General features: G+C 64.6%; 17 protein-coding genes and 1 other RNA gene. 15 read left to right on the top strand and 3 right to left on the bottom strand.

Going from position 1 to position 21778, the window contains the following annotated elements:
* Nucleotides 1–150 precede the first annotated feature (150 nt).
* Together ACCD03_RS02470 and ACCD03_RS02465 are read left to right on the top strand one after the other, a co-directional pair.
* On the top strand, nucleotides 151–2994 hold the full coding sequence (locus ACCD03_RS02470) for a PD-(D/E)XK nuclease family protein (protein WP_045204278.1): 2844 nt from the start codon (nucleotides 151–153) through the stop codon (nucleotides 2992–2994).
* Nucleotides 2991–6512, top strand: coding sequence for a UvrD-helicase domain-containing protein (locus ACCD03_RS02465; protein WP_413410708.1), 3522 nt, complete (start codon nucleotides 2991–2993; stop codon nucleotides 6510–6512). Before ACCD03_RS02470 ends, ACCD03_RS02465 begins: the two co-directional genes overlap by 4 nt.
* Nucleotides 6513–6565: 53 nt before the next feature.
* On the opposite strand, the gene ffs is transcribed toward ACCD03_RS02465, so the two are convergent.
* Nucleotides 6566–6664: signal recognition particle sRNA small type (gene ffs, locus ACCD03_RS02460), an RNA gene on the bottom strand.
* 126 nt (nucleotides 6665–6790) lie between these two features.
* Between ffs and ACCD03_RS02455 the strand changes: the two genes are divergently transcribed.
* From ACCD03_RS02455 to recR, 4 genes are all read left to right on the top strand, one after another.
* Nucleotides 6791–8983 carry a DNA polymerase III subunit gamma/tau gene (locus ACCD03_RS02455; RefSeq protein ID WP_045204276.1) on the top strand — a complete coding sequence of 731 codons (2193 nt, stop codon included), beginning with the start codon at nucleotides 6791–6793 and terminating at the stop codon, nucleotides 8981–8983.
* 85 nt (nucleotides 8984–9068) lie between these two features.
* Nucleotides 9069–9416 carry a YbaB/EbfC family nucleoid-associated protein gene (locus ACCD03_RS02450; RefSeq protein WP_024975986.1) on the top strand — a complete coding sequence of 116 codons (348 nt, stop codon included), beginning with the start codon at nucleotides 9069–9071 and terminating at the stop codon, nucleotides 9414–9416.
* A gap of 23 nt (nucleotides 9417–9439) precedes the next feature.
* Nucleotides 9440–9739: an antibiotic biosynthesis monooxygenase family protein gene (locus ACCD03_RS02445; RefSeq protein WP_045204275.1), complete on the top strand. Its 300-nt coding sequence runs from the start codon at nucleotides 9440–9442 to the stop codon at nucleotides 9737–9739.
* Nucleotides 9739–10359, top strand: coding sequence for a recombination mediator RecR (gene recR / locus ACCD03_RS02440; protein WP_413410707.1), 621 nt, complete (start codon nucleotides 9739–9741; stop codon nucleotides 10357–10359). The genes ACCD03_RS02445 and recR overlap by 1 nt, the downstream gene beginning before the upstream one ends.
* Nucleotides 10360–10376: 17 nt before the next feature.
* Here the strand turns inward: recR and ACCD03_RS02435 are convergent, their stop codons facing one another.
* Entirely contained in the window at nucleotides 10377–11666 is a 1290-nt protein-coding gene (locus ACCD03_RS02435; protein WP_413410706.1) for a carbohydrate porin, read from the bottom strand.
* A gap of 233 nt (nucleotides 11667–11899) precedes the next feature.
* On the opposite strand from ACCD03_RS02435, the gene ACCD03_RS02430 reads away from it, so the two are divergent.
* The 7 genes from ACCD03_RS02430 to ACCD03_RS02400 all read left to right on the top strand — a co-directional run bounded on the left by ACCD03_RS02430 (nucleotide 11900) and on the right by ACCD03_RS02400 (nucleotide 18801).
* Nucleotides 11900–12814: a LysR substrate-binding domain-containing protein gene (locus ACCD03_RS02430; protein ID WP_045204273.1), complete on the top strand. Its 915-nt coding sequence runs from the start codon at nucleotides 11900–11902 to the stop codon at nucleotides 12812–12814.
* A gap of 22 nt (nucleotides 12815–12836) precedes the next feature.
* The gene (locus tag ACCD03_RS02425; protein WP_045204667.1) at nucleotides 12837–14045 is read left to right on the top strand and encodes a CaiB/BaiF CoA transferase family protein; all 1209 of its coding nucleotides are present in this window, start codon (nucleotides 12837–12839) and stop codon (nucleotides 14043–14045) included.
* Nucleotides 14046–14134: 89 nt separating this feature from the next.
* The gene (locus ACCD03_RS02420) at nucleotides 14135–15184 is read left to right on the top strand and encodes an ABC transporter substrate-binding protein (protein ID WP_082076055.1); all 1050 of its coding nucleotides are present in this window, start codon (nucleotides 14135–14137) and stop codon (nucleotides 15182–15184) included.
* A gap of 64 nt (nucleotides 15185–15248) precedes the next feature.
* The gene (locus ACCD03_RS02415) at nucleotides 15249–16061 is read left to right on the top strand and encodes an ABC transporter ATP-binding protein (protein ID WP_045204271.1); all 813 of its coding nucleotides are present in this window, start codon (nucleotides 15249–15251) and stop codon (nucleotides 16059–16061) included.
* Nucleotides 16062–16084: 23 nt separating this feature from the next.
* Nucleotides 16085–16876: an ABC transporter permease gene (locus ACCD03_RS02410; RefSeq protein ID WP_045204270.1), complete on the top strand. Its 792-nt coding sequence runs from the start codon at nucleotides 16085–16087 to the stop codon at nucleotides 16874–16876.
* A gap of 91 nt (nucleotides 16877–16967) precedes the next feature.
* Complete coding sequence (locus tag ACCD03_RS02405) at nucleotides 16968–17597, top strand: TetR/AcrR family transcriptional regulator (RefSeq protein ID WP_413410705.1); 630 nt, start codon at nucleotides 16968–16970, stop codon at nucleotides 17595–17597.
* Nucleotides 17598–17694: 97 nt separating this feature from the next.
* Nucleotides 17695–18801 carry an alkene reductase gene (locus ACCD03_RS02400; RefSeq protein ID WP_325652245.1) on the top strand — a complete coding sequence of 369 codons (1107 nt, stop codon included), beginning with the start codon at nucleotides 17695–17697 and terminating at the stop codon, nucleotides 18799–18801.
* Between the two features lie 76 nt (nucleotides 18802–18877).
* On the opposite strand, the gene ACCD03_RS02395 is transcribed toward ACCD03_RS02400, so the two are convergent.
* Nucleotides 18878–19852: an NADPH:quinone oxidoreductase family protein gene (locus tag ACCD03_RS02395; protein ID WP_009238416.1), complete on the bottom strand. Its 975-nt coding sequence runs from the start codon at nucleotides 19850–19852 to the stop codon at nucleotides 18878–18880.
* A 210-nt stretch (nucleotides 19853–20062) separates the two neighbouring features.
* Here ACCD03_RS02395 and surE point away from each other — a divergent pair, with 210 nt between their 5' ends.
* On the top strand, nucleotides 20063–20818 hold the full coding sequence (gene surE, locus ACCD03_RS02390) for a 5'/3'-nucleotidase SurE (RefSeq protein WP_045204267.1): 756 nt from the start codon (nucleotides 20063–20065) through the stop codon (nucleotides 20816–20818).
* Nucleotides 20819–20833: 15 nt separating this feature from the next.
* On the top strand, nucleotides 20834–21778 hold the full coding sequence (locus tag ACCD03_RS02385; RefSeq protein WP_045204266.1) for a protein-L-isoaspartate(D-aspartate) O-methyltransferase: 945 nt from the start codon (nucleotides 20834–20836) through the stop codon (nucleotides 21776–21778).

The raw sequence follows: 21778 nt of genomic DNA, 5'->3' as shown, positions 1-21778 counted from the left end.
CGAACCGGCGTGTATTGGGACCACTGTCGGCGCGGATGCTGCTGATATAGTACCGACGCCCTCATTTTCAACCGATTCAGTCGTTGATTCTGCCTATCAGGCCGATAGCCGCAGGTCTTCGCTTCCCGGTATATCGCCATATTCCCTCGCATGCAGACGCTTGCCTTCGCGCCTGGCCCAGCATTCCTTTCTCGTGCCGCCGACGCTGCATGGCGCTTTCTGGATGCGCATGCCCAATCCTCGGGTACCGCCACGATCGTTGTGCCGACAGCCGCGCAGATTCCGGGGGTGCGCAGTGCCCTGCACGCCAGTGCGCAAGCGGCCGGCACGCCGCGCTTGCTCCCTCGCATCCTGACGCTGGGGCACTGGCTGCTCGATTTGCCGCCTGAAGCGGGCGTGCCCCTTGCGCGCACGCCGCTGTCGCGACTGCTCGCCGTGCAGCAGGCCCTCAAGACGCAGGCATGGCTGCGTGAAGCGCTTGGCGCACAGGACGATGCCGCCCTGTGGGGCGTGGCGCAGGTGCTCGTGACGGTGTCGGATGAGTTGTCGCAACGTTGGCTGACGCTAGATGCGGCGCACAGTGGCGCCGATGGGCGGCCCGACGAGCTGGAGTCGGCATTGGCTGAGGCGTTGGAGCGCACCTACGCACAATTGTCTGACCGTTTTCTCGGTACCGAATCGCGCATCGTGCTGACGTTCTGGCGGTTGCTTTCGGGCGCGGCGGACCCGATTCCAATGCGCCTGCGGGCCATGCGGCGCCTGCTGGACGAGCTGCACGGGCCGATCGTGTGGATGAGCCCAACCGATCCCGAGACAGTCGATCTGGATTTCCTGCAGCGCGCCGCCGAGCGCGTGCCGGTGCTCAATATCGGCTACGACTGGAATGCCCCTGAAACCGGCGCGTCTGCGGCACCCGCCACGCACGCAGATTTCCGCGATCTGCTGCTGCACTCCTGGGCCGAATGCGCCACGCCCGCCCAGGCGGCGGACGATGCTGCCGATGCCCAGATTCCCGCGCCAATCCTGCGCATTGCCGGCGCCGCCCGCTTTGAGGACGAGGCGGCCTTTGCCGCGCATACGCTGGTCGATTGGTTGAACGACGGACGCCGCTCGTTGGCATTGGTGGCGCAGGATCGCATCGTTGCGCGGCGAGTTCGCGCGTTGCTGGCGCGTGTGAACGTGCCGGTGCGCGACGAGACCGGCTGGAAGCTCTCCACGACGCGCGCCGCTGCGGCACTCATGCGCTGGGTCGACGTGGTGCAGGGGGATGGCGATACCGCGGCGCTGCTCGATCTCATCAAAAGCCCGTTCTGTTTGCGCGATGCCGACGCCGGCACTGCCACGCCCGCATGGGTTGCAGAATTGGAGCGCCGGGTGCGCCGGCACAACGTTTCTGGTGGCTGGGGGCGGCTGCGCCGGCTGGTGGCAGATCGTCCCGCCGAAGATGCCGAGGGCGTAGCAAAGGTCAGCCGCCTGGCCGATCGTCTGGGCGTGCTGGCTGACGAAGCGGCGCTGTGGCGCCGTGCCGGCAGCGGCACGCTCGACGCGTGGGTAGCGCTATTGGCAGGCACGCTCGATCGTCTGCATATGCGCACCGGTTTGCAGAACGACGATGCAGGTCGCCAATTGCTGGATTGGATTGACCGCCTGCGGACCTCCATACATGGCAGCACCGATGCGGGCGCGCGTTTTTCGCTCACGGAGTGGCGCGCGTTGCTCTCGATGCTGCTTGAGTCCGCCGTCTTCAGCGAGCCTTCACCGCCAGCGGACCGGCGTGTTGTCATCCTGCCGTTGAATGGCGCGCGCATGCGGCGCTTTGATGGCGTCGTGGTGGTCGGTTGCGACGATGCGCAGTTGCCGTCGGCGCAGCCGGAGTGGCTGTTTTTCTCCAACGACGTGCGACGTGAACTCGGTTTGCCCGACCGCGCCCAGCGCTTCGCGCAGCAGGCGCGCGACTTGGCCGAAGTGCTGCTCAATCAGCCCGAGGTGGTGTTGACCTGGCAACGCCACGGCGGACGCGGCGAGCCGCATCGCCTTTCCGGTTGGCTTGAACGCTTGCAACGCCGGTTGGCGGTGAGCGGCGTGCGTATCGATACGTCGGTTTCGTTGCCCAGTTTGCAGACGACGAGCCAGCCAACCGATATGCCGGCGCCCGCCGCGCCGGCGCTGGTGCCGTCCACGCTGAGTGCGGCCGCGTACAACAGCCTGCGCCGCTGCCCGTACCAGTTTTTCGTCGGTCGCATGTTGCGGCTGGGCGAGTTGGAAGAGGTTTCCGACGAGCTGGAGAAACGCGACATCGGCGAGATCCTGCACGCGATCCTGCATCGCTTTCACCGGCAGTTGTTGGAAGCGCCAATGCACGATCCGGCCGATCGTCAGGGGCTGCTGCAGACCATCACCGACGAACAGTTCAGCCCGCTGTTGGCAGAGGACGGCAACGCGTTGCGCTTCTATCGGCGCTGGCTCGGCGTGATGCCGTCGTACTTGGCGTGGCAGGCTGCGCGTGAGGCTGACGGCTGGCGCTTTGAAGCGGGTGAGGTCGATGTCGATACGTCCATCACGTTGCCGGACGAGCGCCCGCTGCGGTTGCGCGGCCGTATCGACCGCATCGACGTGCACGACGAACACGGTGTGGCGGTGCTCGACTACAAGACGCAATCGCAAATGGTGCTGGTGCGTCGCGCCAAGACGCCGTTTGAGGATTGCCAGCTCCCGTTTTACGGCGTGCTCGATGCGCGTGCTGATTCGGGCGGCTGGGTTTCGCTCGACGGCGAGGCGCGCGGGGACAAGCGCGACGTTGCATTGCCCGACTTCACGCAAGTCGTCGACTGGTTGATCGAACAGATGCAAAAGGACATGACCGCTCTCGCAGCCGGTGCGCCGCTGCCGGCCTTCGGTGATGAATCGGCGTGCCGCTACTGCGCGGCGCGTGGCCTGTGCCGCAAGGGGTATTGGACCGAAGGTACGCCCCGCGAGCCGGAGGGCGCGGCATGAGCGATTACGCTTACGAACGCGACGGCGCAGCCGTCTCGCCTGAAGATTTTTCGCGCGCCGCGTGCGATCCGCAGCGCTCGGTCGTGGTGGAAGCGTGCGCGGGCAGCGGCAAGACGTGGTTGCTGGTCACGCGCATGCTGCGCTTGCTGCTGGCAGGCGCGGCACCGTCGGACGTTCTCGCCATCACGTTTACTCGCAAGGCCGCCGAAGAGATGCGGCAGCGTTTGCTCGACATCCTCGCGCAACTGGCCAGCGCCGACGATGAAGGCGTCGTGCGCGAACTGATCGCGCGCACGGTGGACGAGCGCGATGCGCCGGCGCTGATTGAAGCCGCTCGGGGGCTGTATGCGCGCGTGCTGGAATCGCCATCGCGCATGGCTATCGATACGTTCCACGGCTGGTTTGGGTCATTGCTGCGCGGGGCGCCGCTGTCGTCTGGCGTGCAGCAAGGCGCGTCGTTGCGTGAAGATGCAGGGCGGCTGCGGCGCGAAGCCTGGGCGCCTTTCTGGCGCGGCTTGCTCGCTGAAGATCACGCTGACTTGCGCGCCGCGTATGAAACGCTTGCCGATCTGGTCGGCGATTTCCAGGCCGGTCGCCTGCTCGATGCCATGTTCCACCAGCGCAGCGACTGGTGGGCGTACAAGACGCAGGCAGGCGAGCGTCCGCTGGATGCATTGGACGCACTGCTTGGCGACGATGCGACGATCGATCCGTTGATTGAAGCGTTGCAGGATGCGGCGTTGTTGGCCGACATGCTGCGCGTGTCCGGCTGGCTTGGGCAGGGCGGTGCGGCCGAGGGCAAGCGCGCCGTGGCCATCGAATCGGCGGTGACTGCTGCGCGCGGAATGGACGTGTCGGACGAGGTCGCGCGCGCGCAAGCATTCGATGCGCTCTTCGCCGCCTTCCATACGCAGGCCGGCAAGGCACGCGCCTGCAAACCGACCAAGGCGCTCATCAAAGCCATCGGCGACGAGCACGCGCAAACGCTGGTGACCTTGCACACCACGCTCTGCGAAACGCTGACGACGATTCAAGCCCGCCGCCAGGAAGCCCACGTGCGCGCCGTCAACGCTGCATTGTTCGCTCTGGGCGACGCATTGATCGATCGCTATCAGGCTTACAAGCGCCAGGCGCGCGCGATGGATTTCACCGATCTCGAATGGGAAGCCGCGCGCCTGATGCAGCAAGACGACACTGCCGCTTACCTTCAGGTGCGGCTCGACGCGCGCTACAAACATCTGCTGCTGGACGAGTTTCAAGATACGAACCCGATGCAGTGGCGCATCCTGCAAGGCTGGCTGGCCGGTTATGCCGGCACCGGCACGCAGCCGAGCGTGTTTCTGGTGGGCGATCCGAAGCAGTCGATCTACCGTTTCCGCCGCGCCGATGCACGGTTGTTCGACGCTGCGCGTGAAATGCTCGTTGCGGAATTCAACGCGACCGTGCTGCGTACCAATCGCACGCGTCGCAACGCGCCGGCCGTTCTGGAGTGGGTCAACGCCGTGTTCCTGCAAGCGCGGGCGCGCGGCGACTATCCCATCTACGCCGAGCAGAGCACCGCCGTGGATGCACCCATCGGGCAGGCGTTGTTGTTGCCGCTGGTGCCGGTGTCCGAAGCCGAGCAGGCCGACGAAGCCGCACCCCGGGATACGCTCACCGAACCGCGCGAAGAGACCGGCGATTCGCAGCGATATGAAGAGGGCCGCCAGGTGGCCGCTTGCCTGCGCGCATTGCACGCCAATGAGCGCATTCGCGAAGGCGGCGTCGAGCGCCCTGTGCGGTGGAGCGATTTCCAGCTGCTCGTCCGCCGCAAACGCTATCTCGCCGATTACGAACGTGCGCTGCGCGACGCCGGCGTGCCGTATCTGAGCCCGCGCCGTGGCGGTCTGCTGGCTACGCTCGAAGCGCTTGATCTGTGCGCGCTGCTTGATTTTCTGATGACGCCGCAGGCCGACTTGTCGCTCGCGCATGTGCTACGCAGCCCCATCTTCGCCGCCACGGACGACCACCTCATCGCACTGGCGCAGTTTGGCGAAGGCGCGGTCGCATTGACATGGTGGGAGCGCCTCACCGCGCTGGCCGGCCAGGCCGATGCGGCGGACACCTTGCGCCACGCGCATCGCATGCTCTCGCGCTGGCTGGCGGTGGCGCCCACGCTGCCGGTGCACGACCTGCTCGATCACATCGTCTACACCGGCGAACTCAAGCGCCGCTATGCCGAGCGCGCACCGGCCGCAAACCGCGACCAAGTGCTCGCCAACCTGGATGCGTTTTTGAAGCTCGCGCTCGATCTGGACGGTGGCCGCTACCCGAGCCTGCCTAAGTTCATGGCCGAGCTGCGCGCCATCCGCCAGGGCGATGAGGATGAAAGCCCTGACGAAGGCACGCAGGGCGACACCGAGGCGCCGGATGCAATCGACGCCGAAGTCGCCAGCGAAGGTCTCGACGCCGTACAGATACTGACCGTGCATGCGTCGAAGGGGCTTGAGGCGCCGTTCGTTGCGCTGCTCGACAGCCACCACAGCGGCGCGCGTGTCGATACGGCCGGCATCCTGATCGACTGGCCGCCCGGCGCGCAGGCGCCTGCGCATTTTTCCGCCTTCGGCAAAACGTCCGAGCGAGGCCTCGCGCGCGAGCCTCTCTTCAAGCAAGAAAACGAGCTTGCCGAGCGCGAGAACTGGAACTTGCTCTACGTGGCGATGACGCGTGCACGGCAAGCGCTGATCGTTTCCGGCGTGGCGAACAAGCGCGATGCCACGGCGGCCCAATCTGTCGATGAAGGTGATGCGCCTGAAGTGGACGGCACGGCGAGCTGGTACACGCTGCTCGCCGCGGCAGGCGTAGCGTCACCCGCTCCGGTGCTTGATGGCGTAGCCGATTCGGCTGTCGGTGCAGCAGGGCAGGAGGCGGTCTCGTATCACGATTTCCGCGCGCCGCTGACTGTGACGGTGCGTGTTGGCGCTGCCGGCGCTGTCGCCGAGGGGGCTGCCGATATCGTTTTTGACCAAGGCGCTGTCGCGCAGGGCGAACTGCTGCACGCGGTGCTGGAGCGCCTGACTCGCCGGGGCTTGCCCGAACAGGCACCTGACGCCGAGACGATCGCGCGCTGGTTCAGCGCCACCGGCGTCACGCAAGCCGACGCCACACGCACCGCCGATGCCGTGCGTCGGATGCTTTCAGCGGAGACGCTGGCGCATGTCTTCGACCCCGCGCGCTTCGACGTCGCGCATAACGAGATCGAACTTTTCGGCCCAGACGGTGCGCTGTTGCGCATCGATCGCCTGATCGAACGCGGCAACGACGTCCTCGTGGTCGACTACAAGCTGCGCTTGCTGCCTGTCGAGCGTGCCGCCTATGCCGATCAGCTGCGCGGCTATGTGGCTGCCGTCACGCCGATGTATCCAGGGCGCACCGTGCGCGCAGGCGTGGCTACCGCACAGGAAGAATGGATCGATCTGGAATCGTTGCCGAAGCCCGTCCAGGCATCACACGACGACAGCCAAGGCGCGCTGTTCTGATGCGGGCGGCACAAACAAAAAGGGGAGGGGTGATGCGGAAGGGGAAAAGAGAAGGGGACGAGCCTGACCCTCGGCACTGGCGGAAAACGGCTGTGGCTGCTTCGTTCCCGACCTGACCAGGTTGACCGCGCCACCATGCGAGGAGGCCCGTCCGACCGCCATTGTAACCGACTCCCACGTCCCCACCTGAATATCCTTGCAATTCGCTCGGCGCGCATGGCGGTTGACCCCTCCGAAACCGCGTCGGAAATCCACCTCGCTTTGCTACAATCCGCCGCATGAGTTATCAAGTGCTCGCCCGCAAGTGGCGCCCTCGCGATTTCACCACGCTGGTCGGTCAGGAACACGTGGTGAAAGCGCTCACGCATGCGCTCGAACAGCGGCGCCTGCACCACGCATACCTGTTTACGGGCACGCGCGGTGTCGGCAAGACGACGCTGTCGCGCATCCTTGCCAAATCGCTCAATTGCATCGGCGCGGACGGGCAGGGCGGCATCACCGCGCAGCCGTGCGGCGTGTGCCGCGCCTGTACCGAGATCGATGCCGGGCGCTTTGTCGATTACATCGAGATGGATGCCGCCTCCAACCGCGGCGTCGACGAGATGGCCCAGTTGCTGGATCGCGCGGTCTATGCACCAACCAGCGGTCGCTTCAAGGTCTACATGATCGACGAAGTGCACATGCTGACCAACCACGCCTTCAACGCGATGCTGAAGACGCTGGAAGAACCGCCCGAGCACGTCAAGTTCATTCTTGCGACCACCGACCCGCAGAAGATTCCGGTGACGGTGCTGTCGCGTTGCCTGCAGTTCAACCTCAAGCAGATGCCGCCGGGGCACATCGTGTCTCACCTGGACCGCATTCTTGGCGAAGAGGGCATCGCCCACGAGCCGAATGCGCTGCGTCTGCTGGCGGCCGCTGCTCAGGGTTCGATGCGCGATGCGCTTTCGCTCACCGACCAGGCCATCGCGTACAGCGCTGGCGAGGTGAGCGAGGCTGCCGTACGGGGCATGCTCGGCGCGATTGATCAAAGCTACCTTGTGCGGTTGCTCGATGCGCTTGCCGACGAGAACGGCGCGGCGCTTGTCGAGATCGCCGATGAGATGGCCGGGCGCAGTCTGAGCTTCTCGGGCGCGCTGCAGGATCTTGCATCCTTGCTGCAGAAGATTGCGCTGGCGCAGGTCGTTCCCGCCGCTGTGCAGGACGACTGGCCCGAGGCCGACGATGTGCGCCGCCTTGCCGAGCGGTTCGACGCGCAGTCGGTGCAACTGTTCTACCAGTTTGCCAACCTGGGCCGGAACGAATTGGCGCTCGCGCCGGATGAATACGCCGGCTTCACGATGACGCTGCTGCGCATGCTTGCGTTCCAGCCCGGACAGTCGGGTGGAGAAGCGCCGCCGCCTTCGGGCGGTGGTGGCGGGAAACGGGCGATGCCGCTGGCTGCAACGCCGGCCGCATCGACGCGTCCGGCCGTTACGGCGACTGCGCCGGTGGCGACGCCGGTTGCCCAGGTCGCGCCAGTGGCGGTGCGTCCGGAGCCGGTGGTCGAGGCGCCGCGTGCGACTTATCAGGCGACTCCGCCGGCGCCAGCGCCCGTTGAAGAGGCTGTGCAGACGCCGGCTGCGGCCCCAGCGCGTCGCTCGCCGGCAATGGAAGCGTTGGCCGCTGCGCGTCAGGCGTCAAGCCGTGGCCGTGGTGGTGCTTCCGCGCCTGCCGCTACACCGGTGGCCGCGCCTGCGCCTGTGGCTCGTCCTGCTGCTCCCGTTGCGGGCCCACGCCCGAATCCGGCTGCTGCGCAGGTCTCCCCGCCGCAGCGTCGCGAACAGCCGTTAGCAGTTGCCGCTCCCGCCGATGACGGTCCGCCGCCCTGGGATGAAATGCCCGGCGAACTTGCTTCGCCTTCGCTTGAAGAGATGGACGTGGCCTTTGCCGGTTGGGATTCCGCTTCGAGCGTGCGCCCCGGCGCGGCTGAACCGGCAACACGTCCAGCAAAGATCGAGGCGCCCGCAACTGCACCCGTGCTGGCGAAGACGGTCGCACCGGAGCCGGTGGCCGCTGCCACGCCGCCTGACCTGAGTGCCAGCGGCCTCACCACGTTCGACGGCAATTGGCCGGCGCTGGCAGCGTGCCTGCCGATCCGCGGTCTGGCCCAACAGCTGGCTTACCAGAGCGAGTTGGCGGCCGTCGAAGGCGTCACGATGCGCCTGCGCGTACCTTTGCCTCCGCTGACTGACGCCAACGTCGTCGAGCGTCTGGAAGCGGCGTTGACGGAACACTTCGGCACGCCCGTTCGCGTGGCGTGCGACATCGGCCCTGCACGCGCCACCGCTGCGGCTCTGGATGCCGAGCAGCGCGCCGAGCGTCAGCGCAGTGCCGAAGATGCCATTGCTGCCAACCCGTTTGTGCAGGCGCTGGTCCGGGACTTTGCCGCGCAGGTCGTCCCTGGTTCGATCCAACCGCACACGCACTGAATCGCATTCCAAGACTGAACATTGAACACCGGCGCGCACCGTTGAGCGGCGCGTCTTGCATGACCCATTTCAAGGAGCAACGACCATGATGAAAGGCCAGATCGCCGGGCTGATGAAGCAGGCCCAGCAGATGCAGGAAAACATGAAGAAAGCGCAGGAGCAACTTGCCCTGATCGAGGTGGAAGGCGTGTCTGGCGCGGGCCTCGTGAAGGTGGTGATGACCTGCAAGAACGACGTGAAGCGTGTGTCGATCGACCCCAGCCTGCTGGCCGAAGGCGAAGACAAGGATCTGCTGGAAGACCTCATCGCTGCTGCGTTCAATGACGCCGTGCGCAAGGCCGAGGCTACCGCGCAAGAGAAGATGGGCTCGCTCACCTCCGGCCTGGGTGGCATGGCGAGCATGCTGCCGCCCGGCTTCAAGCTGCCGTTCTAAACGACGCTCGTCAGGATCGCGCCATGGTGCTGGAATCTGCGCTGCTGCACGTCAGGCCCGGCCAGGAAGCTGCCTTCGAAGCGGCCTTCGGCGAGGCTCGCCACATCATCGGTGCGATGCGGGGCTTTGTTTCGCTGTCGCTGTCGCGCTGCATGGAGAAGGCGAGCGATTATCTGCTGCTGGTGCAGTGGCAGACGCTGGAAGACCACACCATCGGCTTTCGGCAGTCGCCCGAGTACCAGCGCTGGCGCGCGCTGCTGCATCATTTCTATGATCCGATGCCGGAAGTGCTGCACCACACGACGGTTCTGGAGCATGCGTGATGCGTAACGCTCCAGGCACGCCGTCGGCGCTGCAGATGCTGGTTGAAGCCTTGCGCGTACTGCCGGGCGTGGGTCCCAAGTCTGCCCAACGGATGGCGTATCACCTGATGCAGCATGATCGCGAAGGCGCTGCACAACTGGCGCAGGCGCTGTCCGAGGCGACGGAATCGATCCAGCATTGCAGCCGTTGCAATACCTTCACTGAGCAGGAAATCTGCGAAACCTGCCTGGATACGCGTCGCGATGCGTCGGTGCTGTGTGTGGTGGAAACGCCGGCCGACCAGATGATGATCGAGCAGACGCTCACCTATCGCGGCCAATATTTTGTGCTGATGGGGCGGCTCTCGCCGCTGGACAACATCGGCCCGAAAGAGATCCACCTCGAACGCTTGCTTGCTCGCGCGACCGACCCTGCGCTGGGTGGGCCGTGCGCCGAAGTCATCCTTGCCACCAATTTCACCAGTGAAGGCGAGGCGACCGCCCACTACATCGGCGAGATGTTGAAGGCGCGCGGTATCAAGGCGACACGTCTGGCGCGTGGTGTGCCGGTGGGCGGTGAACTGGAATACGTGGACGCGGGCACCATTTCCCGCGCGGTCCTGGATCGGCGCCAGCTCTGAGCGGGCGCGCCTGAACCTCAGAATTCGGTATGCAGTCGCGTACCGAAGAACACCGCAGGGCCGCGATCCGCGTTGTAGCCGGGGTTGCGGATCCATTGCGCGTCGGCGCTGATCCACAGGTGCTTGGTCGCCTGGAAGCTATAGAACGCCTCGACGATCTGCTCGGGCGCATAGTTCAGCTTGCCGTCTCCCAGGAATACGCCCAGGCCGCCTTGCTGCAGGTAGCGGCGGTGATCCGGCGACAGCATGTTGATGGCGGCCGCGAGCCCGACCGTGTCGTCCGAGCGGTCCCACTTGCTGCCCTTGACCAGCGTGCCGAACGACACGGAGCGATCGATTTCCGTAAAAGCGTAGGTTTCCGTCTTGCCGTCCGCCCACGACGCGCGTGCGAAGACGCCAATGTCATCGTTGATCTGCTGTTCGCCGCCAAGGCCGATCCCCACCTTGGTGTTATCGCGTCGCGCGAGGCTGATGTCCGGCGCGCTGCCCGTCGACTGTCCGAGGGCGAGGGCATCGTCGTAGCGGGCCATGTCGGTCCTGTTACGGAAGAGCATCACGCGCAGCTTGCCCGGCTGCCCGGCAAGCGTATGACTGCGTTCCACTTCAAACACGTCGCCATAGTAGCGGCCGATACGCGTGTCCAGCGGCAGGCCGTTGGACTCTTCCGGCTGGATGAAGCGGCCAATGCGGTAGGCCCAGTCGCCGTCGTAGTACTCCAGCGCAGCGCCCCAGGTGTAGCCGCGCGCATCGGCAGCGTAGTCGAATGCGCCGTGCGTGAGGAACGACCAGTTCAGGAACTGGGTGCGCGGGTCATGCGCATAGGTCACGCCGTCGAATACGTCCAGCACCGAGAAGTTGCCTGCCGTGAAAACCAGGCGACGCTTGTCGACCTGGCCGGCAAACTGGTTCATCTCGGCTTCCCGATCCTCAGTGCCGCCACCCAGGCCGACCGTCTGGCGGAAGAAGGCGCGTGCGCGGTAGAGCGTTGGGTTTGGGCCGGCGGTCTTGGCAAGCTCGCCATTGGTAAATCCGGCCAGGCCGTGCAGACCCGAGAAGGGCTGGCCGAACGCCATTTCCGGATTGAAGTGCACTTCGGCGCCTTGCCACAGGCGCATACCCAGATCGAGCGTCGTCGTAACCGAATAGCTTGTGGTCGATTTGCCTGACAGGCTGTTCGGCCCGCTGTACGGCGAGTGGAACGACAGGTCGTGCTGCCATACGTAAGTGGCCTGACCGTGCACGGCAAAGCGATCGGGATCGTTGATCGCCCAACTGGCGGTGTCGCCGGTGCTGCTTTGGGTTGCCAAGGCATGGCCGGCGCTCAAGGAGAGGGCGCACAGGGCGGTCAAGCGGGCAAGACGGAACGGAAGCAACATGGCAGCAAGCAGGGAGAACGCCGTTAGAATCCCTCTTTCGGATCCGGGAACGGCAAAAGTCCGCCATGTTAAACGTGGGCGGGTGACGGCCGGATGAAACACGCACGGAACGTGCCACGATGTCACATCCGATGTTGTGTATTTCCCACCTTCAGCTTTCCACGATGAATCTCGCCCGCTTCGATCTTGTCACCCTCGGCTTGTTTGTGGCGGTGGCCCGGCTGGGCAGCATCTCGGCCGGAGCGCGCCAATCACACCTGGCTGTGGCTGCGGCAAGCAAGCGGATTTCCGATTTGGAAGCGGCCGTGGGCGCGCCGTTGCTCTATCGGCATGCCGCCGGCGTGGAACTGACCGAGGCCGGCCAGGCGTGCTTCCGCCATGCTGTGGGCATCCTGCAGGACGTCGAGCGCATGGCCGGTGCGCTGTCTGACTTTGCCGCAGGCACGCGCGGGCTGGTGCGCGTGTGGGCCAACACCTCATCGATTACGCAATTCCTGGCCGACGATCTGGCCGCGTTCATGTTGGCCAATCCGGCCATCCGCATTGCGCTGGAAGAGCAGGACAGCGGCGATATTGTTGCGGCGCTGCGCGAGAACCGCGCAGACCTTGGCATCTTCGCGGCCGGTACGCCGTGCGACGGGCTGCAATCGTTCGACTACCGCGAGGATGATCTCGCCTTGGTGACGCCGCGCGGGCATCCATTGGCCGGGCGCAAGCAGGTCCACTTCGCCGACGCTGTGGATTTCGATTTCGTCAGCCTGCCGCCGGGCACCTCGCTGGCTGCGCAACTGGTCGACGAGAGTGTCCGCCTGGGCAAGCCGCTGCGTTTGCGTATCCAGGTGCGCAGCTTTGAAGCCGTCTGCCGCATGGTGGCCTCCGGCCTGGGCGTGGGCATATTGCCGCGCATCGCGGCGCAAGGGCATGTATCGAGCCTGCCGGGTGCGGGTCTGGCGCTCGTGGCACTGCAAGACGAATGGGCGCATCGCCGCCTGTTGGTGGGCGTGCGCGATCCCGATGCGCTGACCAGCTCCGCGCGCCTGTTGATGACGCATCTGCTTGGCAACCCCGCTGCACTCTGAATTCAACGCTTTCTACACAACCATGCCGACACAGGTTTTGCAGGACATCCGCGTGCTCGAACTCGGGCAACTGATTGCCGGGCCGTTTGCCGCCAAGACGCTCGCCGACTTTGGCGCGCAGGTCATCAAGATCGAGCCGCCGGGGCAGGGCGATCCGCTGCGCAAATGGCGGATGCTGCATGAGGGCACGTCAGTCTGGTGGGAGGCGCAGTCGCGCAACAAGCAGTCGGTCTGTGTCGACCTGCGTGTGCCGGACGGGCAGGAGGTCGTACGCAAGCTGGCCGCCGAAGCTGATGTCTTGATCGAGAATTTCCGCCCCGGCACGATGGAAAAGTGGGGACTGTCGTACGAGGCGCTTTCCGCCATCAATCCGAAGCTGATCATGCTGCGCGTGTCGGGCTATGGCCAGACGGGCCCCAAACGTGATGAACCCGGCTTTGCCGCCATTGCTGAAGCCATGGCCGGCCTGCGCTATTTGACCGGCGAGCCGGGGCGGCCGCCTGCCCGCGCCGGGCTGTCACTTGGCGACACGATCGCTGGCTTGCATGGCGCGCTAGGCGTGTTGCTGGCCTTGTACGAGCGGGATGCACGCGGCGGCAAGGGGCAGGTGATCGACGTGGCGCTGTATGAATCCGTGTTCAACCTGACGGAGAGCCTGCTGCCCGAATACTCGGTGTTCGGGGCAATCCGCCAGCCGGCAGGCGGGGCGCTCCCGGGCATTGCACCGTCGAACGCCTACCGCTGTGCCGGTGGCGAATACGTGCTAATTGCCGCCAACGGTGACAACATCTTCCGCCGCCTGATGCAACACATGGGCCGGCAAGATCTGGCCGACGATCCCGATTTGGCCCGCAACGACGGCCGCGCCGCCCGGGCGGACGAAATCGATGCCGCCATCAACGCCTGGACAGGCACGCTGCCCATCGCCGATGTTCTGGCAGCGCTGCATGCGGCCGAGGTGCCCAGCGGCCCCATCTACACCATCGCCGACATTGCCGCAGACCCTCACTACCGGGCGCGCGGCGTGATCGAAACGGTGCGCGCGCAGTCTGGCATTGATGTAGAGATGCCGGGCGTGGTGCCCAAGCTTTCCGCCACGCCGGGCGCTGTGCAGGCGAGCGCGCCGCGCCTGGGCCAGCATACGCGCGACGTGCTGCGCGGCCACGGCCTGACGGACGAGCAGATCGACGCGCTGGTGTCGCAAGGCATCATTGCCGAAGCCAAGAGCTAAACAGCTAGGACGATCCCGCATGTTGTGTTGCAAATCGTTGCGGTAATATCGCCGCCGAGGCAGTGAACGCCACAAAACAGGAGACAGGCATGGGGACACGAGTCGTTGGGCGCTGGGCAAAATGGATGGGCGCAGCACTGTGCGCGACGAGCCTGGTGGCTGCCAGCCCCGCCGTTCTGGCACAGGGCAAACCTGAAAAGAGCAAGATCACCATCGCGGTGGGCGGCAAGGCGCTGTTCTACTACCTGCCGCTGACAATTGCCGAGCGCCTGGGCTACTTCAAGGACGAAGGCCTGGACGTTGAAATCGTCGACTTTGCCGGTGGCGCGAAAGCCCTGCAGGCCGTGGTTGGCGGCAGCGCCGACGTGGTAAGCGGCGCGTATGAGCACACGCTGGTAATGCAGGCCAAGGGCCAGATGTACCAGGAGTTCGTGCTGCAAGGGCGTGCCCCGCAGATCGTGCTGGCGGTCAACAACAAGACGATGCCCAACTACAAGTCGATTGCCGATTTGAAAGGCAAGAAGATCGGCGTGACGGCTCCGGGTTCGTCGACCAACATCATGGTCAACTACGTGCTGGCGCGCGCCGGCATCAAGCCGAATGAAGTGTCGATCATTGGCGTGGGTCCGAGCAGTGGAGCGATTGCCGCCGTGCGTGCGGGCCAAATCGATGCCCTGGCCAACCTGGACCCAGTGATGTCGATGCTCACGCAGAAGAATGAAGTGCGCGTGGTCTCGGATACCCGCACGTTGGCCGATACCAAGGCGGTATTCGGCGGCAACATGCCGGCCGGCTGCCTGTATGCATCGACCGCGTTCATCCAGAAGAATCCGAACACGACGCAGGCGATGACCAACGCCATGGTGCGCGCGCTCAAGTGGCTGCAGAAGGCAGGCCCGTCGGACATCGTCAAGACGGTGCCGGAAGCCTATCTGCTGGGCGACCGTGCGCTGTATCTGGCGGCGTGGGACAAGGTGCGCGAGGCCATCTCGCCGGATGGCACGATGCCCACCGACGGCCCCGCCACGGCACTGCGCACGCTGTCGGAGTTTGATGCGGAAGTGAAGGGCAAGCAGATCAAGCTCGACCAGACCTTCACCAACGCCTTCGTCCAGAAGGCCAACGCCAAGTACAAGTAATTTCGACAGGCTTTCAGCAACGCGCCCGGTTCCGCCCGGGCGCATTGCTTTTGGACCGCAGACCATGCCGCATCCCGCGCTTTCGTTCGATCAGATCACCTGTACGTTCATCTCACCCGACACGCCGGGCCAGCGCTACACCGCCGTGCAAAACACCTCGCTGGAGGTGCAGGCCGGCGAGTTCGTCTCCGTGGTCGGCCCGACTGGCTGCGGCAAATCTACGTTGCTGAATCTGGCTGCGGGCCTGCTGCAGCCGTCTTCCGGACAGGTGCGGGTCTTTGGCGAGCCGCTGCTCGGCATCAATCGTCGCGCCGGTTACATGTTCCAGGCAGAGGCGTTGATGCCGTGGCGCAGCGCGCTCGACAACGTGATGGCCGGGCTGGAGTTTCGGGGCATGTCCGACAAGGAAGCGCGTGACCTTGCCATGTCGTGGCTCGCGCGCGTGGGTTTGTCTGGGTTTGAAGACCGCTATCCGCATCAGCTTTCCGGCGGCATGCGCAAGCGTGTGAGCCTGGCGCAAACGCTGGTGCTCGACCCAGACATCATCCTCATGGACGAGCCGTTCTCGGCGCTCGACATTCAGACGCGCCAGCTGATGGAAAACGAGGTGCTCGATCTGTGGGCCGCCAAGCGCAAGGCGGTGCTGTTCATCACGCACGATCTGGACGAAGCGATTGCCATGAGCGACCGGGTGGTCGTGCTGGCCGCCGGCCCCGGCACGCACCCGATCGGTGAATTCACGATCGACCTGCCGCGCCCGCGCGATGTGGCCGAGATTCGCGATCAGGCCGGCTTTGTCGACCTGCATTCGCGCATCTGGGATGTGCTGCGCGAAGAAGTGCTCAAGGGCTATGCGCAGCATCGCCGCGTGGCTTGACCTGAATCTGATCGATTGCATCCATGGCTAACCGTCCGCTTTCTCTATTCGCGCTGCGCACCTGGCAGCTTGGCCTGCTGGTCGTCACGTTGGGCGTGTGGCACTTCGCCACGCGCTCGCAGGAAGTTGCGTTCTTCTTTGGTGAACCACTCATCGTTGCCCAGCGCATCTGGGCGTGGTTCGTCACCGAAGGCGATATCTATCAACACCTTGGCGTGACGTTGGCCGAGACGGTGCTGGCATTTGCCATCGGCACGGCCAGTGGCCTGGGCGCAGGGCTGTGGCTGGCGCTGAGCCCGGCCGCATCGGCGGTGCTTGATCCGTACATCAAGGCTGCCAACTCGATGCCGCGCGTGATCCTGGCGCCAATCTTTGGCGTGTGGTTCGGGCTGGGAATCTGGTCGAAGGTGGCGCTGGCGGTGACGCTGGTGTTCTTCATCGTCTTCTTCAACGTCTATCAGGGCGTGAAGGAAGTGAGCCCGGTCGTGCTGGCCAATGCGCGCATGCTGGGCGCATCGCAGCGGCAACTGCTGCGCTTTGTCTACCTGCCGAGCGCGACGAGCTGGGTGTTCTCATCGCTGCATACGTCGGTCGGTCTGGCCTTCGTGGGGGCGGTGGTGGGGGAGTATCTCGGCTCGGCGCGCGGTGTTGGTTACTTGATCCTCCAGGCCGAAGGGACCTTCGACATCAACACCGTGTTCGCGGGCATCGTCGTGCTGACGGTATTTGCGCTGGTGCTCGACTGGCTCGTCGGCTTGATGGAAAAACGCCTGATGCGCTGGCAACCGAAGAGCGGCGAAACAGAGAAGCTCTGAGCGAGCGCCTTAACGACGCGAACGTCACATTGGCCCTGCACATAGCAGGGTCATGCAACTAGACGGTCGGTCTACTACAATGCGATCCATCATGAGCAAGCATCCCGAACCCGTCACCGCTGAAGGCGCCGAAGCCCGGCACGACACCCGCGACCGCATTCTGGACGCCGGTGCCGAGTTGATCCTCGGGCGTGGTTTCTCGGCTGTCGGCTTGGCGGAAATCCTCGGCCGCGCTCAGGTACCCAAAGGCTCGTTTTATTACTACTTCGGGTCGAAGGAAGACTTTGGCGTTGCCATGCTGGAGCGCTATTTCCAGGACTACGACGCGGGCGTTGTCAGCCTGTTCAACGACACGCGCATTACCGCCCGCGAGCGGCTGCTGCGCTATTTCATGGCCTGGATCGATCTGCATGAGCGCAGCGCGTGCGAAGTCACCTGTCTGGCGGTGAAGCTGTCGGGCGAGGTTTCGGATTTGTCCGAGCCGATGCGCAAGGTGCTGTCGACGGGGATGACGCGCATGGTCGAGCGCATCGCCACGGCAATCGAGGCGGGCGTCGCCGACGGTTCGTTGGCGCGTGTGGAGGATGCGCACCAGCTGGCCGAAGGGCTGTACGCCATGTGGATGGGCGGCGCGCTGTTGGCCAAGTCGCATCGCACTGTGGCCGCGTTCAAGAGCTGCGTGGCGCAAACGGAAATCCTGCTGGCCAAGCCCAAGCATTGATTGCAACCAAACCATTGCCGGCGAGGCATGTTCCTCGCTTTTTCTTTGATTCCGGTTCTAGATGACCGGTCGAATAGTGCCTCTTTCAGGAGCTGATATGACCCAACAACTGCTGTCCCCGGTTCAGACCGGCCGTACCACCCTCGCCAACCGTGTCGTCATGGCGCCGCTCACGCGCTCGCGCGCTGGCCAGCCCGGTGACGTGCCGACCGAACTGAACGTGACCTATTACGCGCAGCGTGCAACCGCTGGCCTGATCGTGACGGAAGCGACGCAAATTTCCCGCCAGGGCCAGGGCTACGCCTGGACGCCGGGCATGTACACCGACGAACAGGAAGCTGGCTGGAAGGCGGTGGTGGATGCTGTACACGCAAAGGGCGGCCGCATCTCGCAACAGCTCTGGCACGTGGGTCGTATTTCCAATACGTTGCTGCAGGAAAACGGCCAGGCACCTGTCGCGCCGTCGGCCATCGTCGCCAAGGGTGCACAGAGCTTTGTCGTGCAGCCCGACGGCACGCCCGCCAATGTGCCGACCAGCGAACCGCGCGCGCTCGCCACGGAAGAAATCCCTGGCGTGATCGCGCAATATCGTCAAGCCGTGCTGCGTGCACGCCGCGCTGGTTTCGATTTCGTTGAAATCCATGCCGCCAACGGTTACCTGCTGCACCAATTTCTGTCGACCAACAGCAACCAGCGCACCGACCAGTACGGCGGCTCCCTGGAAAATCGCGCCCGACTGATTCTCGAAGTGGTCGATACCGCCATCGCCGAGATTGGCGCAGACCGCGTCGGCATCCGCCTGTCGCCGCACTTCGTCGCGCATGACATTGCAGACGCACAAGCCGAAGAAAGCGCGTTGTACTTGGCCCGCGAGCTGACCAAGCGTGGCATCGCCTATTTGCACATCGCAGAGCCGGATTGGGCCGGCGGTCCCGAGCTGACCAACGATTTCCGCCGCCAACTCCGTGACGCCTTCAAGGGCACGCTCATCGTGTGCGGCCAATACACGGCGGAAGAGGGCGAGCAGATGATTGCCTCCGGTCTGGCTGATGCCGTTGCGTTCGGTCGTCCGTTCATCGCGAACCCCGATCTGGTGGCGCGCTTCCGTGCCGGCGCATCGCTCAACCAGCCGGATCGCGCAACGTTCTACGGTGGGCAGGAAAAGGGCTACACCGACTATCCGACCCTGGAAGAAGCGGCCTGATAAGCGGTTGCATAAAAAAGAAAGCCGCGCAGGCGATCAACCTGCGCGGCTTTTTTGTCTCCAGCGCCTGCGTTTTTTAAGGCTGGATCACCACCTTGCCCGTCACCTTGCGCGCCGCCATATCCAGCAGCGCTTGCGTCGTCTGCTCCAACGGATAGCGCGCCGAGATATGCGGACGAATCTTGCCTTCCTGCATCCAGCCGAGCATCTGCATCATGTTCGCCAGATTCGCCTTCGGCTCGCGACGCGCGAATTCGCCCCAGAACACGCCGACCAGCGACGCGCCTTTTAGCAGCGCCAAGTTCAGTGGCATCTTCGGGATTTCGCCGTTGGCAAATCCGACCACGAGGTAGCGGCCACGCCAGGCAATCGAACGGAATGCCGGTTCCGCGTAGATGCCGCCGACCGGGTCATAGATCACGTCCGGTCCCTTGCCGTCGGTCAATTCCTTGATGCGCTCGCGCAGGTCTTCGGTCGAATAGTTGATGAGCGCATCGGCGCCGTGGTCCTTGCAAACCGCGAGCTTCTCGTCGCTCGACGCCGCCGCGATGACGCGTGCGCCAATCGCCTTGCCGATCTCGATGGCCGCCAGCCCAACGCCGCCGGCCGCGCCGAGCACCAGCATCGTCTCACCGGCCTTCAGTTGCCCGCGATCGACTACCGCGTGGTGTGACGTGCCATACGTGAGTGTGAATGCTGCTGCGGTGTCGAACGCCATGCCCGGCGGCATCGGCATCACCACCTTGGCCGACGCCTTGACCTGTGAAGCAAAGGCGCCCTGACCGAGGAAGGCGATCACATGGTCGCCGGCCTTGAGGTGTGACACGCCTTCGCCGACGGCGTTAACAACGCCCGCCACTTCCGAGCCGGGCGTAAACGGCAACTCCGGCTTGAACTGGTATTTGTTCTGGATGATCAGCACGTCAGGGAAATTCACCCCCGCAGCCTTGACGTCGATAACCACTTCACCAGCACCGGGCGACAGGTCCGGCAGCGTTTCGATCACCAGCGATTCGGGCGGGCCCCAGGTCTTGCAGACGACGGCTTTCATCAGTGTCTCCTCAACAGTTTTGCGTTGGATTGTTCGCCATCTCGCATGCATTGCACGCGATCTCGTCCGGCAGTGTAACCGAATAAAAGCACGGTCGTTCGATTTAACCGGCGGCGATAAATCGTGCGGCTTGTCGATGCATTTTTTGTAAGCGTGTAGAACGTGTGCGCGAGCACGATTCGCGAACGTTGCTCGGTTACAATCCGCGCCATGCATATTCTCATTGCCAACGACGACGGATACCTCGCGCCCGGGCTCGCGGCGCTGCATCGCGCGCTGAGCCCTCTGGGCCGCGTGACGGTGGTCGCACCGGAGCAGAACCACAGCGGCGCGTCGAACTCGCTCACGCTGCAGCGTCCGCTTTCGGTGTTCGAAGCGACCGACGGTGCCCAGAAGGGTTTTCGCTTCGTCAACGGCACGCCGACGGACTGCGTGCACATCGCGCTTACCGGCATGATCGAAGAGAAGCCCGACCTGGTCGTCTCCGGTATCAACCAGGGTCAGAACATGGGCGAAGACGTGTTGTATTCCGGTACCGTCGCCGCAGCCATCGAGGGCTATCTGTTCGGTATTCCGTCGATTGCGTTCTCGCAGGCCGACAAGGGCTGGACGCACCTCGACGCTGCCGAGCGCGTCGCCCGCGAAGTTGTCGAGCGCTATCTGTCCGATCCGCTGGACGGCCCGGTCCTGCTCAACGTCAATATCCCGAATCTGCCCTACGGCGAGCTGGCCGGTTGGCGCGCGACGCGTCTGGGCAAGCGGCACCAATCGCAGCCGGTGATCCGCCAGGCCAATCCGCGCGGCGAGCCGATCTTCTGGGTCGGTGCCGCCGGCGATGCGAAAGACGCCAGCGAGGGCACCGATTTCCATGCCGTCGCGCATGGCTTCGTTTCGCTGACACCGCTGCAGCTCGATCTGACCGATACGGCCCAACTGCGCACCGTGCGCCGCTGGCAGACGCCATGATCGTCACGGTGGCTCATGTCTGAACGCCCGCGAGACCGGCGCTTTCCGTTGACGCTTGACGCAGTGGTCGAGCGCAAGCCCGTGGAGCGTCAGCGTGAAACGCGTATCTCGTCAGGAGTGAGCGCGGTGTCACGCCACACGCCGGTGCGTGCGGCATCCGTTGAGCGCGCGTCGCCCGCATCCGCCCCTGCACCTACGCCACAGCGTGTGGCGGGTGTCGACGCTGTTGTCGGTGCTGTCGCCGCGAGCGCTGTACAGGCACGCACAGCGGCAGCGCACGCGGCTGCCGGCGGCATGGCATCGGACCGTGCGCGTCAGGCGCTGGTTGGCCGTGTGCAGGCCGGAGGCGTGATTGACAAGCGGGTGCTCGCTGCAATTGGCACGGTCCCGCGACATCTGTTTGTCGATGCCGGCCTTGCCTCGCAGGCGTACGAAGATTCCGCATTACCGATCGGTCATCAGCAAACGATCTCGAAGCCGTCAGTGGTCGGACGGATGATCGAGCTGTTGTTGAGTGGACGGTCCGGCCGCACTGGCATGCCGCTCGCTCGCGTGCTGGAAATTGGCACCGGCTGTGGCTACCAGGCAGCCGTTCTGGCACAGCTCGCCGACGAGGTGTATTCGATCGAGCGCGTCCGCCCGCTGCATGAAAAAGCCAAAGCGAACTTGCGGCCACTCCGCGTGCCAAACATCCGTCTGCACTATGGCGACGGCATGCTGGGGCTGCCGAAGGCCGCGCCGTTCGACGCCATCATCCTGGCGGCGGCAGGGCTGGAGGTGCCGCAGGCGCTTCTCGACCAGCTGACCGTTGGCGGCCGGCTGATCGCCCCGGTGGCTACCGATCGCAACAGCGGCCCCGCGCAGCAGCTCGTTCTTATCGAGCGTCGCAGCCGCTTCCAGTTTCACAGTACCGCGCTTGAAGGCGTTTTCTTTGTCCCGTTAAAATCAGGAACTGTTTAG

The sequence above is a fragment of the Ralstonia sp. Ralssp135 genome (assembly GCF_047304345.1).
GTDB lineage: Bacteria > Pseudomonadota > Gammaproteobacteria > Burkholderiales > Burkholderiaceae > Ralstonia > Ralstonia chuxiongensis.
Note: the sequence above shows the minus strand (reverse complement) of the source record. Positions and strands in the feature narration are given on the sequence as shown.